Origin of the sequence: Paraburkholderia sp. CNPSo 3272 (genome assembly GCF_024206495.1) — a bacterium.
GTDB lineage: Bacteria > Pseudomonadota > Gammaproteobacteria > Burkholderiales > Burkholderiaceae > Paraburkholderia.
Genome location: NZ_JAMBPQ010000016.1, coordinates 1 through 13,422, shown reverse-complemented (window position 1 = coordinate 13,422; position 13,422 = coordinate 1). Strand labels below are relative to the sequence as shown.

Annotated in this window: 13 protein-coding genes and 1 rRNA gene; 4 read left to right on the top strand and 10 right to left on the bottom strand. The window is 64.7% G+C overall.

Annotation, left to right across the window (positions count from 1 at the left end; translation table 11 throughout):
• Positions 1–8 precede the first annotated feature (8 nt).
• The 4 genes from M3I53_RS20080 to rpe all read right to left on the bottom strand — a co-directional run bounded on the left by M3I53_RS20080 (position 9) and on the right by rpe (position 3,970).
• Positions 9–584, bottom strand: a complete 576-nt coding sequence (locus M3I53_RS20080; RefSeq protein ID WP_254317632.1) for an aminodeoxychorismate/anthranilate synthase component II — start codon at positions 582–584, stop codon at positions 9–11.
• 14 nt (positions 585–598) lie between these two features.
• The gene (gene trpE / locus M3I53_RS20075) at positions 599–2,092 is read right to left on the bottom strand and encodes an anthranilate synthase component I (RefSeq protein ID WP_254317631.1); all 1,494 of its coding nucleotides are present in this window, start codon (positions 2,090–2,092) and stop codon (positions 599–601) included.
• A gap of 484 nt (positions 2,093–2,576) precedes the next feature.
• Complete coding sequence (locus M3I53_RS20070) at positions 2,577–3,284, bottom strand: phosphoglycolate phosphatase (RefSeq protein ID WP_254317630.1); 708 nt, start codon at positions 3,282–3,284, stop codon at positions 2,577–2,579.
• On the bottom strand, positions 3,281–3,970 hold the full coding sequence (rpe, locus tag M3I53_RS20065) for a ribulose-phosphate 3-epimerase (RefSeq protein WP_254317629.1): 690 nt from the start codon (positions 3,968–3,970) through the stop codon (positions 3,281–3,283). The genes M3I53_RS20070 and rpe overlap by 4 nt, the downstream gene beginning before the upstream one ends.
• Before the next feature lie 217 nt (positions 3,971–4,187).
• On the opposite strand from rpe, the gene apaG reads away from it, so the two are divergent.
• Positions 4,188–4,562 carry a Co2+/Mg2+ efflux protein ApaG gene (gene apaG / locus M3I53_RS20060; protein ID WP_254317628.1) on the top strand — a complete coding sequence of 125 codons (375 nt, stop codon included), beginning with the start codon at positions 4,188–4,190 and terminating at the stop codon, positions 4,560–4,562.
• Positions 4,563–4,586: 24 nt separating this feature from the next.
• Here the strand turns inward: apaG and M3I53_RS20055 are convergent, their stop codons facing one another.
• On the bottom strand, positions 4,587–4,730 hold the full coding sequence (locus M3I53_RS20055) for a hypothetical protein (RefSeq protein ID WP_165822966.1): 144 nt from the start codon (positions 4,728–4,730) through the stop codon (positions 4,587–4,589).
• Here M3I53_RS20055 and M3I53_RS20050 point away from each other — a divergent pair.
• Positions 4,696–5,976: a murein transglycosylase A gene (locus M3I53_RS20050; RefSeq protein ID WP_254317627.1), complete on the top strand. Its 1,281-nt coding sequence runs from the start codon at positions 4,696–4,698 to the stop codon at positions 5,974–5,976. The two genes, M3I53_RS20055 and M3I53_RS20050, sit on opposite strands and share 35 nt — an antisense overlap.
• An 85-nt stretch (positions 5,977–6,061) precedes the next feature.
• On the opposite strand, the gene paaK is transcribed toward M3I53_RS20050, so the two are convergent.
• The 5 genes from paaK to paaN form a co-directional block, all read right to left on the bottom strand.
• Positions 6,062–7,360, bottom strand: coding sequence for a phenylacetate--CoA ligase PaaK (paaK, locus tag M3I53_RS20045; RefSeq protein ID WP_254317626.1), 1,299 nt, complete (start codon positions 7,358–7,360; stop codon positions 6,062–6,064).
• A gap of 66 nt (positions 7,361–7,426) precedes the next feature.
• The gene (gene paaI / locus M3I53_RS20040) at positions 7,427–7,897 is read right to left on the bottom strand and encodes a hydroxyphenylacetyl-CoA thioesterase PaaI (protein WP_254317625.1); all 471 of its coding nucleotides are present in this window, start codon (positions 7,895–7,897) and stop codon (positions 7,427–7,429) included.
• Position 7,898: 1 nt separating this feature from the next.
• On the bottom strand, positions 7,899–8,690 hold the full coding sequence (paaG, locus tag M3I53_RS20035; protein ID WP_254317624.1) for a 2-(1,2-epoxy-1,2-dihydrophenyl)acetyl-CoA isomerase PaaG: 792 nt from the start codon (positions 8,688–8,690) through the stop codon (positions 7,899–7,901).
• Positions 8,691–8,802: 112 nt separating this feature from the next.
• Positions 8,803–10,011 (bottom strand): 3-oxoadipyl-CoA thiolase, encoded by a 1,209-nt coding sequence (pcaF, locus tag M3I53_RS20030; protein WP_254317623.1) that lies wholly within the window; start codon positions 10,009–10,011, stop codon positions 8,803–8,805.
• A 97-nt stretch (positions 10,012–10,108) separates the two neighbouring features.
• Positions 10,109–11,809 carry a phenylacetic acid degradation protein PaaN gene (gene paaN / locus M3I53_RS20025; protein ID WP_254317622.1) on the bottom strand — a complete coding sequence of 567 codons (1,701 nt, stop codon included), beginning with the start codon at positions 11,807–11,809 and terminating at the stop codon, positions 10,109–10,111.
• A 137-nt stretch (positions 11,810–11,946) separates the two neighbouring features.
• Here paaN and M3I53_RS20020 point away from each other — a divergent pair, with 137 nt between their 5' ends.
• Both M3I53_RS20020 and M3I53_RS20015 read left to right on the top strand, forming a co-directional pair.
• The gene (locus tag M3I53_RS20020; protein ID WP_254317621.1) at positions 11,947–12,723 is read left to right on the top strand and encodes an enoyl-CoA hydratase; all 777 of its coding nucleotides are present in this window, start codon (positions 11,947–11,949) and stop codon (positions 12,721–12,723) included.
• Between the two features lie 503 nt (positions 12,724–13,226).
• Positions 13,227–13,422: ribosomal RNA gene (locus M3I53_RS20015) — 16S ribosomal RNA — on the top strand; the annotation flags it as partial.

Below are 13,422 nucleotides of genomic sequence, written 5' to 3'. Positions count from 1 at the left end.
CCTCCGGGTCAAGCGCTCTTGGTTTGCTTCAGGAAATTCTCGAAGAGGGCATGGCCGTGCTCCGAGAGAATCGATTCCGGATGGAACTGCACGCCTTCCACCGCAAGCTCGCGGTGACGCACGCCCATGATTTCGCCGTCTTCGGTCCAGGCCGACACTTCGAGACAGTCGGGCAGCGACTCGCGCTCGATGGCGAGCGAGTGATAACGCGTGACGTTGAAGTGCTTCGGCAGGTCGGCGAACACGCCTTTGCAGTCGGTTTCGATCTGGCTCACCTTGCCGTGCATGATGGTCTTTGCCCGCACGACGCGCCCGCCGAACGCTTCGCCAATCGCCTGATGGCCGAGGCACACGCCGAGAATCGGCGTCTTGCCTGCGAATTCGCGCAACACCTCGAGCGTGATGCCCGCGTGCTGCGGGTTGCTCGGTCCGGGCGAGAGGCAGATGCGCGCGGGGTTGAGCTTCGCGATTTCGTCGATGGTGATTTCGTCGTTGCGGTACGTATGAACGTCTTCGCCGAGCTCGCCGAAGTACTGGACGATGTTGTAGGTAAACGAATCGTAGTTGTCGATCATGAGCAACATGGTCTTTTCTCCGCTCAGAAGTCGCTGTCGAGGCCGTCCTGCACCTGCTCGGCGGCGCGCAGCACGGCGCGCGCCTTGTTCTCGGTTTCCTGCCATTCGGACTCGGGCACCGAATCGGCAACCACGCCCGCGGCGGCCTGCACATACAGATTGCCGTTGTGGATGAGGCCGGTGCGGATCGCGATCGCGAGGTCCATCTCGCCGTTGAACGAAAGATAGCCGACCGCGCCGCCGTAGAGCCCGCGCTTCACCGGCTCCAGTTCGTCGATCAGTTCCATCGCACGAACCTTCGGCGCGCCCGAGAGCGTGCCGGCCGGGAAGGTGGCGCGCAGGACGTCGAAATTGTTCATGCCGGGCTTGAGCTTGCCTTCCACCGAACTCACGATGTGCTGCACGTGCGAGTACTTCTCGATGATCATCTTGTCGGTGACGGCCACCGAACCGATCTCGGCGATGCGGCCCACGTCGTTGCGCGCGAGGTCGATCAGCATGACGTGCTCGGCGATTTCCTTCGGGTCGTTGAGCAGCTCGGTCGCGAGTTCGGCGTCGCGCTCGGGCGTGTTGCCGCGCGGCCGCGTGCCCGCGAGCGGACGGATCGTCACGATGCGGTCCTCGCCGCGCTTTTCCTGGCGCACGAGAATTTCCGGCGACGCGCCCACCACGTGGAATTCGCCGAAGTTGTAGTAGTACATGTACGGCGACGGGTTGAGCGAGCGCAGCGCGCGGTAGAGCGACAGCGGATTGTCGCGATACGGCTTGCTGAGGCGCTGGCCCACTTGCACCTGCATCAGCTCGCCCGCGGCGATGTATTCCTTCGCCTTGCGCACGGCGGCGAGGTAATCGTCCTTCTTGAACTCGCGGAACGTTTCGGTGCGCACGCTCGCCGAGGTCACCGGCGGCTGCACCGTGGTGCGCAGGCGCTGCTTGAGTTCACGCAGGCGGTGCTTCGCCTTGGTGTAGGCCTCGGGCGTTTGCGGATCGGCGTAGACGATGAGGTACAGCTTGCCCGCGAGATTGTCGATGACGGCGACCTCTTCGGTCAGCAGCAACTGGATGTCGGGCAGGCCGAGGTCGTCGGTCGGGCAGGTGTCGGCGAGCTTCTTCTCGATGTAGCGCACCGCGTCGTAGCCGAAGTAGCCCGCGAGACCGCCGCAGAAACGCGGCAGGCCCGGACGCTGCGCGACCTTGAAGCGCGCCTGGTAGTTCGCGATGAATTCGAGTGGATCGCTGTCGTGCGTCTCGATCACCTGGCCGTCGCGCACGACCTCCGAAACGCCGTTGCGCGTGCGGATCAGCGAGCGCGCCGGCAGGCCGATGAACGAATAGCGCCCGAAGCGCTCGCCGCCCACCACGGACTCCAGCAGGAACGAATTGGCGCCGCCGCGCTCCGGCTGCGCGAGCTTGAGATACAGCGAGAGCGGCGTTTCGAGATCGGCGAGCGCTTCGGCGATCAGCGGGATGCGGTTGTAGCCCTCGTTGGCGAGGGACTGAAATTCGAGTTCGGTCATGTTCCGGTCCTGTTCGTGCTGCCAGTCGCGGTGCGGGCCCAGTGCGGCTCAAAACGGGGCGCGCGGTGAGCGCGAGGCGTTTGTTTTTGAGTGCTTGATGGCCGCTGGCGCTCGCTCGTGCGGCCCAGGATCGCGCTCATGATGAAGCGCTTGCCGGGCCGGCGTGCGGTACATCGACGGAAGGTGAGGCGTAGCCGATCGCGCCTTGCGCACTTCGCCGCGAACGGCGAAACGACACGCAAGGGACCACGAAAGCCAACGGCCGGACCAGCCGACGGGTTACCGCAACAGTTTAGAGTCGAGACACGCGCGAGTGCGCAGCGAAGTAAAAAACGGTGCTGAAGAAAGACGAATACGCAACTTCAGCGAACCTCGGATGAGGTTAGCGCGACCAGCGACGCCAGGGCCAGGCTCCCCGGTCGATCGTGCTCAGACTCCGTTTTTTATTCAGAAACATGAGGATAGTTGACGTTCAGTTGAGAACTTAAGTCAGATCATTGTGCGCTGCGACTGCCTTGGCGGCGTCGAGCAGCGAGGCAACTATACCATCCGATTCGATTTTTTGTACAGGTTGGCCGTGGTTATAGCCATAGGGCACCGTGAGCGTGGCCATGCCGGCCGCGCGGCCCGCGATCGCATCGTTCTCCGAATCGCCGATCGCCACCGCTGCCGCTGGCGTGACTCCCAGGCGCTCGCAGGCGGTGAGCATCGGCAGCGGGTCGGGCTTCTTCTTCGCGAGGCTGTCGCCGCCGAGCACCACTTCGAAGTACTGTGCGAGGCCGTATTGCTGCAACAGCTCGACGGCGAAGCGGTGCGGCTTGTTGGTCACGCACGCGAGCTTGATGCCCTGGTCGCGCAGCGCCGCGAGGCCCGCTTCGACGTCCGGGTACAGATGCGTGTGACGGCCGTTGATCTTCGCGTACTCGTCCTGGTAGAGCGCGAGCGCTTCGTCGAAGCGCGCCTCGACGTTGTCCGCGGCAAAGCGCGGCGCGAGCACGCTGCGGATCAGGTGCTCCGAGCCCTTGCCCACGTAGCCCATCACTTCCTCGCGCGTGGTTTCATCGGCGTCGAGCTGCGCGAGCATACCGTTCAGGCCGGCGGCGAAGTCGTCGGCGGTGTCGACCATCGTGCCGTCGAGGTCGATCAGCGCCGCTTCGATGCGCGGCGCGGTGAACCTGATGGGGGCGTTCATTTTGCGTTTGCCGCGGTCGCGAGTTGCGCGCGCATCTCGTCGATCACGGTCTTGTAGTCGTGCTTGCCGAAGATCGCCGAGCCCGCCACGAAGGTGTCCGCGCCAGCCGCCGCGATTTCGGCGATGTTGTCGACCTTCACGCCGCCGTCCACTTCGAGGTGGATTTCGCGGCCCGTGCGGGCCGTGTAGGCGTCGATCTTCGCGCGCGCCTCGCGCAGCTTGTTGAGCGCCTCGGGGATGAACGACTGGCCGCCGAAGCCCGGATTGACCGACATGATGAGCACGAGATCGAGCTTGTCCATCACGTGGTCGAGGTAATTCAGCGGCGTGGCCGGGTTGAACACGAGGCCCGCCTTGCAGCCGTGGTCGCGGATCAGCGAGAGCGTGCGGTCGATGTGGTCCGAGCCTTCCGGGTGGAAGCTGATGAGGTTCGCGCCGGCCTTGGCGAAGTCGGGCACGATGCGGTCGACCGGGCGCACCATCAGATGCACGTCGATGGGCACGCTCACGTGCGGGCGGATCGCCTCGCACACCAGCGGGCCGATGGTGAGGTTCGGCACGTAATGGTTGTCCATCACGTCGAAATGGATCCAGTCGGCGCCGGCAGCGACGACATTGCGGACTTCCTCGCCAAGACGCGCGAAGTCGGCGGAGAGAATGCTGGGAGCGATGCGGAATTGCGTCATGGCGGCCATCGGGAAACTGTCGGAAAACCGTATTTTACCGTCAGTAGGAGAGCGTTTCGCGGCGGGTGCCGCGGGCCGCGCCGGGTTGCGGGTGCCCGTTGCATCAAGCAGAATGCCAAACCATGTGCCGCGCCTCGCGGCGCGCTCGCGAGCGCCTTGCCGCGCGGGCGTCTCAGTCAACGGACTCAGCAGCCGCGCCTAAGCGAATGGAACAAGGATGAGCCAGTACGAATTTAGCGTGACGTCGCAGGTGCGCTACCTGCCCGAAGAATCGGACCCGGAGCGCCGGCAATTTGCCTTCGCGTACACGCTGACCATTCGCAATACCGGCCAGGTGAGCGCCCAGTTGATCGCGCGCCACTGGGTGATCACCGACAGCGACAGTCACGTGCAGGAAGTGAAGGGGCTCGGCGTGGTCGGTCACCAACCGCTTCTGAAGCCGGGCGAGCAGTTCGAGTACACGAGCTGGGCCGTGATCGCGACCCCGGTGGGCACCATGCGCGGGGAGTACTTCTGTGTCGCCGAGGACGCCGAGCGCTTCGAGGCCCCCGTGCCCGAGTTCGTGCTGCGCATGCCGCGCACGCTGCATTGAACCGCCGCGAGAAATCGGGGTCTGCTAGTCCTGACGCCGATCGTCGCGCGAGGCTTGCTTCTTCCTGCCCGACGCGGTCCACACAACGATGAAGATCAGCAGGAACAGCGCAAGGAGCGCTTCCAGACCAAACATGAGCATCGGGTATTCGTCGAGCAGTTCTGACATGGCGGCATCCATCGAGAGCCAATATTGTAGGCGTGATTTTGACGTCGATTTCGGTCTCGATGCCCCGGTAATGCCGGGATTCACACCGGTGCGATATTGCGTCGGGTCGGCGCTTCGGCGTGGAGGGAGCCGCCTGGGTCTGCGGTTAGGCGGATGGTTGGGCGCGGTTTCGCTGGCGGCTTTGCTTGCCGCATGCGGTGGCCCGAGCTACGTGCGCAACGTGCCGCCCAAGGGTACGCCCACGCTTCCCTCGCAGCTCGCCGGGCAGCGTCTCACGCCGGTCGCCTGGCAGCAGGTGCCGGGCTGGCAGGAAGACTCGCTGATCGGAGTGACCGCGGCGCTGCGCGCGAACTGCACGCGTCTCGCGCGCGATCCTCGCTGGCAGCGCGCGTGCTCGGCGGCCTCGCAGCTCGACGACCTTGACGCCTCGAGCGCACGTGCATTCTTCGAAACGTATTTCACCCCCTATCAGTTCGCCAACAACGACGGCACGCTCGACGGTCTTGTAACCGGCTACTACGAACCGCTGCTGCACGGTTCGCGCACGCGTCACGGCATCTATCAGACCGCGCTGTATCGCTGGCCGTCCGGCTATCGTCCGGGCGCCGCGATGCCGCCGCGAGCGCAGCTCGAGCGCTCGGGCGCGCTCAACGGCAACGAGCTGGTGTGGGTGGACGATCCGATCGAAGCGTTCTTCCTGCAGGTGCAGGGCTCCGGGCGCGTCGTGATGGAAGACGGCAGCGTGATGCGCGTGGGCTTTGGCGGCACCAACAACCAGCCGTATAAGTCGATCGGGCGCTGGCTGCTCGACCGCGGCGAACTCACGCCCGCGCAGGCGACCATGCAGGGCATCAAGGCATGGGCGCGCGCGAACCCGACGCGCGTGGACGCGCTTCTCGACACCAATCCGCGTTTCGTGTTCTTCCGCGAGATGGCCGGCTCCGAGGGCGATGCGCAGGGCGGCGCGGATGGCCCGATCGGTGCGCTCGGCGTGCCGCTCACGCCGGAACGCTCGATTGCCGTCGATCCGTCGTCGATCCCGCTTGGCACGCCGGTGTTTCTCCAGACCACGCGCCCGCTAACGAATACGCCGCTCAACCGGCTCGTATTCGCGCAGGACACGGGCACCGCGATCAGGGGCGGCGTGCGCGCCGACTACTTCTGGGGCCTCGGCGACGACGCCGGCGATCTCGCCGGCAAGATGAAGCAGGGCGGCCGCATGTGGCTGCTGTTCCCGAACTCGTGATCGTAGTGGCGCTTGCGTTGCGCACGTGAAGCGAAAAAGCCGGCGCTTGCCGGCTTTTTCTTTTGCTACGCGTTGCGGGCCGCTGTTACTTCGGCCGCTTGTCGATGACTCGCCGGGCTTTGCCAACCGAGCGTTCGATGCCGTTCACTTCGAGCACGTTCACCTTGCACGTCACGCCGATCAGCGCCTTGATGTCATAAGCGAGCGCCTTGCTGGCCGCGTCGAGCGCGCCGTAGTCGGGCGCGGTTTCCGGGCATGGTTCGCAGTTGAGCGACATCACGTCCATCGGACCTTCCTTTGTCAGGACGATCTGATAGTGCGGTGCGAGCGCCGGCTGCTTGAGCAGCAGTTCCTCGATCTGCGTGGGGAACACGTTCACGCCGCGGATGATCAGCATGTCGTCCGAGCGGCCCGTGATCTTTTCCATGCGGCGCATGGTGCGCGCCGTACCGGGCAACAGACGCGTGAGGTCGCGCGTGCGGTAACGGACGATGGGCAGCGCTTCCTTCGTGAGCGAGGTGAAGACGAGCTCGCCCAATTCGCCGTCGGGCAGCACTTCGCCGGTTTCCGGGTCGATGATCTCGGGGTAGAAGTGATCTTCCCAGATCGTCGGGCCGTCTTTCGTCTCCGCGCATTCCGAGGCGACGCCCGGGCCCATCACTTCCGAAAGACCGTAGATGTCGACGGCCGTGATGCCCATGCGCTGCTCGATGGCCCGGCGCATTTCATTGGTCCACGGCTCCGCGCCGAAGATGCCGATGCGCAGCGAACAGGTGGCGGGGTCGATGCCCTGGCGCTCCATTTCGTCGGCGATAGCGAGCATGTAGCTCGGCGTGACCATGATGATGTCAGGACGGAAGTCCTGAATCAGCTGGACCTGCTTCTCGGTCTGGCCGCCGCCGAACGGGATGACGGTGAGACCCGCGCGTTCCGCGCCGTAGTGCGCGCCCAGGCCGCCCGTAAAGAGACCATAGCCGTAGCTGACGTGCACCTTGTCGCCGCGCTTCGCGCCCGCTGCGCGCACCGAACGCGCGACGAGGTTCGCCCACGTGTCGATGTCGCGCGCCGTGTAGGCCACCACGGTCGGCTTGCCCGTCGTGCCCGACGACGCATGGATGCGCGAAATCTGGTCTTGCGGCACTGCGAACATGCCGAAGGGATAGTTGTCGCGCAGATCCTTCTTCGTGGTGAACGGGAAGCGCGCGAGATCGGCGAGCGACTGCACCTGCGACGGATGCACGCCGGCTTCGTCGAATTTGCGGCGATAGACCGGCGAATTCTCGTAAGCATGGTTCAGCGACCATTTCAGGCGCTCGAGTTGCAGTGCAGCAAGCTCGTCGCGGCTCGCCTTTTCGATGGGTTCGAGCGGCAGCGTGGTACTCATGGGTGTCTCCTGGATCTTAAGAACTTTACTCGTGACGCGTGGGGAATCGAGAGGGGGAAACCCGCTTCACGTTGCCACTGGAATGACATTGCCGCGAATCTGCGCGGACTTGCCCCGGAATAGCGCGACGGTTTCGCCTGCCCGGTTCCTCACGCAGATGTCGTACACCCCGTTGCGTCCCGATAGCACCTGTTCGACGGCTTCCGCGGTCAATACCTCGTCGCTCAGCACGGGACGCAGGAACTCGATCGAGCAGCCGGCCGCGACGGTGTTGATGTTGTATGAATTGCACGCGAAGGCGAACGCCGAATCCGCGAGCGAGAAGATCATCCCGCCGTGGCAGGTCTGATGGCCGTTGAGAAACTCGGGGCGCACGGCCATGCGCAGGCGCGCGTAACCGGCGCGCACTTCGAGGAGTTCCATGCCGAGCGCGCGGGTGCAGCCGTCCGATTCGTACATCGCTTGCGCGGCCGCGCGGGCGAGTTCGTCGGGCGACATGCCGTCTCCCTCTGACAGTTGCGAGACTTGCGTGGACATCTCAGCGGCCCTCGAAATGTGGTGCGCGTTTTTCGATGAAGGCTTGCACGCCTTCTGCGTAATCGTATGAAGCGCCCAGTTCGCGCTGCAGATCGCGTTCGAGATCGAGTTGCTGGTCGAGCGAATTCGTGGCCGATGCGCGCAGCGCTTGGCGCGTGGCGACGATGGCGCGCGTCGGTTGCTGCGCGAGGCGTGCGGCGAGCGCGCCGGCCGTTTGCGCGAGTTCCGCGTCGTTGGTCACTTGCCAGACGAGGCCCCAGCTTTCCGCCTTTTCCGCGCTGAGTTTTTCGCCGGTCATGGCGAGTCCGAGCGCGCGCGCCACGCCCACGCGCTTGGGCAGGAACCACGTGCCGCCGGAATCGGGCACGAGGCCGATCTTCACGAACGCCTGGATAAAGCTTGCCGAGCGTGCGGCGAGCACCAGGTCGCAGGCGAGGGCTAGATTTGCGCCGGCGCCGGCCGCGGTGCCGTTGACGGCGGCGATCACGGGCATCGGCAGCGCCTGCAGGCGCTTGATCAGCGGATTGAAATGCTCATCGATGAGGTCGCCGAGATCGGTCATCGCACCCGGCGTGAAGTCGAGATCGGCAAGATCCTGGCCCGCACAGAAGCCGCGGCCCGCGCCCGTCAGCACAAGGGCCCGCGCGCCGGCTGCGGCGACCTCGTCGAGCGCTGCGACAAGCTCACGGTGCATGGCGCGCGTAAAGCTGTTGAGCTTGTCCGGGCGGTTCAGCGTGATCGTGGCCACGCGAGTGGATGCGTCGATTTCGACGCGAATCGCATCGTAGGGCATCGGTTGTCTCCTTGTCGACCACAGTTAGCGCTTCAGCGCTTACTCTGGTCCCATGCAAAGCTGCCTGGGACCGCCGAACGCATCGCCCGGCGGCCGGTCGATACTGCGTACGTTATGCCTCGACGCGTTCGATTGCGAGGGCGATGCCCTGGCCGACGCCGATGCACATCGTGCAAAGTGCGAAGCGTCCGTTCGTGCGCTCCAGCTGATGGAGCGCCGTCGTCACGAGACGCGCGCCCGAAGCGCCGAGCGGGTGGCCCAGTGCAATCGCGCCGCCATTCGGGTTCACGCGCGGATCGTCGTCGGCAATGCCGAGTGCGCGCAGCACGGCGAGACCTTGCGAGGCGAACGCCTCGTTGAGCTCGATTACGTCGAACTGATTCAGCGTCATGCCGAGCTGCTTGAGCAGCTTCTGCGTAGCGGGCGCTGGGCCGATGCCCATGATGCGAGGCGCGACGCCGGCGGTCGCCATGCCGAGCACGCGCGCGCGGCGGCGCAGGCCATACTGCTTTGCGGCCTCGTCATTGGCGAGCAGCAGGGCGCAGGCGCCGTCGTTGACGCCCGAGGCGTTGCCCGCAGTGACCGTGCCGTCCGGCTTCACGACGCCCTTGAGCTTGCCGAGCGATTCGAGCGAAGTCTCGCGCGGGTGCTCGTCGAGCGTTACACGCACGGGGTCGCCCTTCTTTTGCGCGATCTCGACCGCGACGATTTCCTGCGCGAGCGTGCCGTCCTTCTGCGCGCGGGCCGCTTTCTGCTGGCTGCGCAGCGCGAACGCGTCCTGATCGGCGCGATTGATGCCGAATTCTTCCGCGACGTTTTCCGCCGTCTCCGGCATCGAATCGACACCGTACTGCTGCTTCATCAGCTTGTTGACGAAACGCCAGCCGATGGTCGTGTCGTAGATGGCTGCTTCCCGCGAAAACGCCGAAGCCGCCTTGCCCATGACGAACGGCGCGCGCGTCATGCTTTCCACGCCGCCCGCGATCATGAGGCGCGCTTCGCCCGCCTTGATCGCGCGCGCCGCGCTGCCGACGGCGTCGAGGCCCGAGCCGCACAGGCGGTTGAGCGTGCCGCCCGGCGCGTCGGTCGGCAGACCCGCGAGCAGCGCGGCCATGCGCGCGACGTTGCGGTTGTCTTCGCCGGCCTGGTTGGCGCAGCCGTAGAGCACGTCGTCGAGCGCGCTCCAGTCCACGCCGGGATTGCGCTCGACGAGCGCGCGGATGGGCACCGCGGCGAGGTCGTCTGCGCGGACGTCCTTCAGGGCGCCGCCGTAGCGGCCGAACGGGGTGCGAATCGCGTCGCAGATATAGGCTTCGGTCATCTCGGGTTCCTGGGGCGCGAGCGCGGAAGTGCGCTCACGCCTTGCATGCTAGAGGGATGGGCAATCGGGCGCCATTCGGCTGAGCGGCATGGGCCGATCAGCTGGCAACTGCGGGGACCGCTTTCGGTTCGACGTGAACACGGCTCTGAACCACGCGGAAGCGGTTCGCCACGAACGCTGCGTCGGCGAGCGCGGCGTTCGCCGCGGGGTTCGCGCCGGTGCCGTGGAAGTCCGAGAATGCAGCCGACTGGTTCACGAACACTCCGCCCGTGAGGTTGATCGAGAGCGCCACGCCGCCGGTCAGGGCGGCCTCGTGCGCGGCCTCGATCACGGCGTCGTCCGTGCTGTAGACGGAAAACGTGAGCGCGCCGTGGTCGCGCGCGGTCTCGCCGGCCAGCTTGAGCGACTGGGCAGTCGAATCCGTGGCGATCACGAACGAGATCGGGCCGAACCATTCGCGCGTGAACTGGGCGGCGTCGCGGGCTGCGTCGAGCGAAAGCACGAGCGGCGTGCGCACGCGTGCGCCGGCGAACTGCGGGTGTTCGAGCGTCTGGCTGTCGGCGAGCACGGTGCCGAGCTCGCGGGCTTCGTCGATGCGAGCCGTCACGCCTTCGTTCTGGATCGCGCCGAGCACCTCGACGGCGCGCGCCGGATCGGCGACGAACTTCTGCACGGCGCCGGCGATCGCCTGGGCGACGGACTCGAAGCTCATCTGGCCTTCAGCGGTGCGGATGCCGTCGCGCGGCACATAGATGTTCTGCGGGGCCGTGCACATCTGGCCAGAGTAAAGGGACAGCGAGAACGCGATGTTGCGGGCGACGGCCTTCAGGTCGTCCGCGGAGTCGATCACGATCTGGTTCACGCCGGCCTTTTCCGTGTAGACCTGCGCCTGATGCGCATTGCGCTCGAGCCAGTCGCCGTTTTGCGTGCTGCCCGTGAAGTCGATCAGCTTGATCTCGGGGCGCAGTGCGAGCTGCTGCACCAGTGCGCCGTCGTCGGGATCGGTGGCGAGCAGCGTCACGACGTTCGGATCGAAGCCGGCTTCGCGCAGCACGTCGCGCGCAATGCGCACGGTGATCGCGAGCGGCAGGATCGCGCCCGGGTGCGGCTTGACGATGACCGTGTTGCCCGTCGCGAGATCGGCGAAAAGGCCGGGGTAGCCGTTCCAGGTCGGGAAGGTACAGCAGCCGAGCACGAGGCCGGTGCCGCGCGGCGCGATGGTGAAGCGCTTTTGCATCGCGAGGGGCGGGTTTTTGCCCTGCGGCTTTTCCCAGTGCGCGTCGGCGGGAATGCGGCGCAGCTGGTCGTAGGCGTAGGCGACGGCTTCCAGCGCGCGGTCCTGAGCGTGCGGGCCGCCGGCCTGGAAGGCCATCATGAACGCCTGGCCGGTCGTGTGCATCACGCTGAAGGCGATCTCGAAGCTCGCGCGGTTCAGGCGCTCGAGGATCTCGAGGCTCACACCTGCCCATGCCTGCGGGCCGGCGGCGCGCCAGTCGCGCTGGGCTTGCTGTGCGGCTGCGATCAACTGGTCCGGCGTCGACTTCGGATAGCGCGAGCCGAGCGCAAAGCCAAACGGCGAGGCCTCGCTGCCGACGGTTTCGCCCGTCGACGGCTGGTCGAGTTCGAAGGTGTGATTCAGGTGGGCCTTGAACGCGCCTTCGCCATCTGCGCTAGCGGTTTCCCCGTACACTTTGGGGCTAGGCATTTCGGCGAACGGGCTCCAGTAGCCGCGGGTCTCGATGGCGGCAAGCGCTTTTTGAAGCGCGCCCTCATGCTTGGCGAACAGCGAATGTGTCATGGCTCAACGTTGATTGAGAGGTTGGACAGGGCCCGTGCCAATTAATTGACCGACCGGTTGGTTGGCCAATGTTAGCATTAGTCAAAGTTCGGCGTAAAAAATTTTTTTGGGGACTTCTTTTGATGGAAGGAGGAGTTATGGGGTACGAAAACATCCTGGTCGAGACGCGAGGCAAGGTCGGCCTGATCACGCTGAACCGGCCAAAGGCGCTCAACGCGCTAAACGATTCGCTCATGGACGAACTGGGCGCGGCACTCAAGGCGTTCGACGCCGATGAGGGCGTTGGCGCGATCGTCATCACCGGTAGCGAAAAGGCGTTTGCCGCGGGCGCGGACATCGGGATGATGGCGAGCTACACCTTCATGGATGTGTACAAAGGCGACTACATTACGCGTAACTGGGAGACGATCCGCTCGATTCGCAAGCCGATCATCGCGGCGGTCGCGGGTTTCGCGCTCGGTGGTGGCTGCGAGCTGGCCATGATGTGCGACATGATCTTCGCCGCCGATACGGCGAAGTTCGGCCAGCCCGAGATCAAGCTGGGTGTGATTCCGGGTGCGGGCGGTACGCAGCGCCTGCCGCGCGCGGTGTCGAAAGCGAAGGCGATGGACCTGTGCCTGACTGCGCGGATGATGGGCGCGGAAGAGGCGGAGCGCGCCGGGCTCGTATCTCGTGTGATTCCTGCGGCAGAGTTGCTGAACGAAACGCTGGCCGCGGCGGCGACCATCTGCGAATTCTCGTTGCCCGCCGTGATGATGGCGAAGGAGTCGGTGAATCGCGCCTACGAGACGACGCTGGCTGAAGGCGTGCACTTCGAGCGCCGGCTGTTCCATTCGCTCTTCGCTTCGGAAGATCAAAAGGAAGGGATGGCGGCCTTCGTCGAGAAGCGCAAGCCCGCGTTCAAGAACAAGTAATTGCTTGGGAAATTCGATCGCCGGGAATGGCGATCGAAATTATTTTCGCCACCCCCTTGCACAGCGCCGGCGGGGGCGATAAGATTCGCCCCCTTCGCAGTTCGATGTCTCTGACGTCAGGGCAGCGAAGGCCGCCGCGGAAACCGGCGGACGCAGGAGTCGGCAGCTTTTTTAAGCGGTGAGCGAAAAAAAGGGGTTGACGAAGCGAAAAGGATTCTTCATAATCTCGTTTCTCTGCTGCTGACGCAGCAACGCAGAAAGAAGCCGGTAGTTAGTCAGTTTTAACGGCGCTTTCGCGAACGATCTTTAAAAATTTACAGCCGATAAGTGTGGGCGCTTGATGCGGTGGCGACCCGATATGGTTCTTCGGAGCGATGTCGGGAGCAGCAAAAGTATCAAGAGTCTCACACGAAAGTAAGTCAGGTTTTTGAATTTATTTCAGAACCTGTCAGCTTTGAGTGAGCGACCGGTCTCGAGAGAGACCGAAAACAGTAACAGGTATTGAACTGAAGAGTTTGATCCTGGCTCAGATTGAACGCTGGCGGCATGCCTTACACATGCAAGTCGAACGGCAGCGCGGGAGCAATCCTGGCGGCGAGTGGCGAACGGGTGAGTAATACATCGGAACATGTCCAGTAGTGGGGGATAGCCCGGCGAAAGCCGGATTAATACCGCATACGATCTTTGGATGAAAGCGGG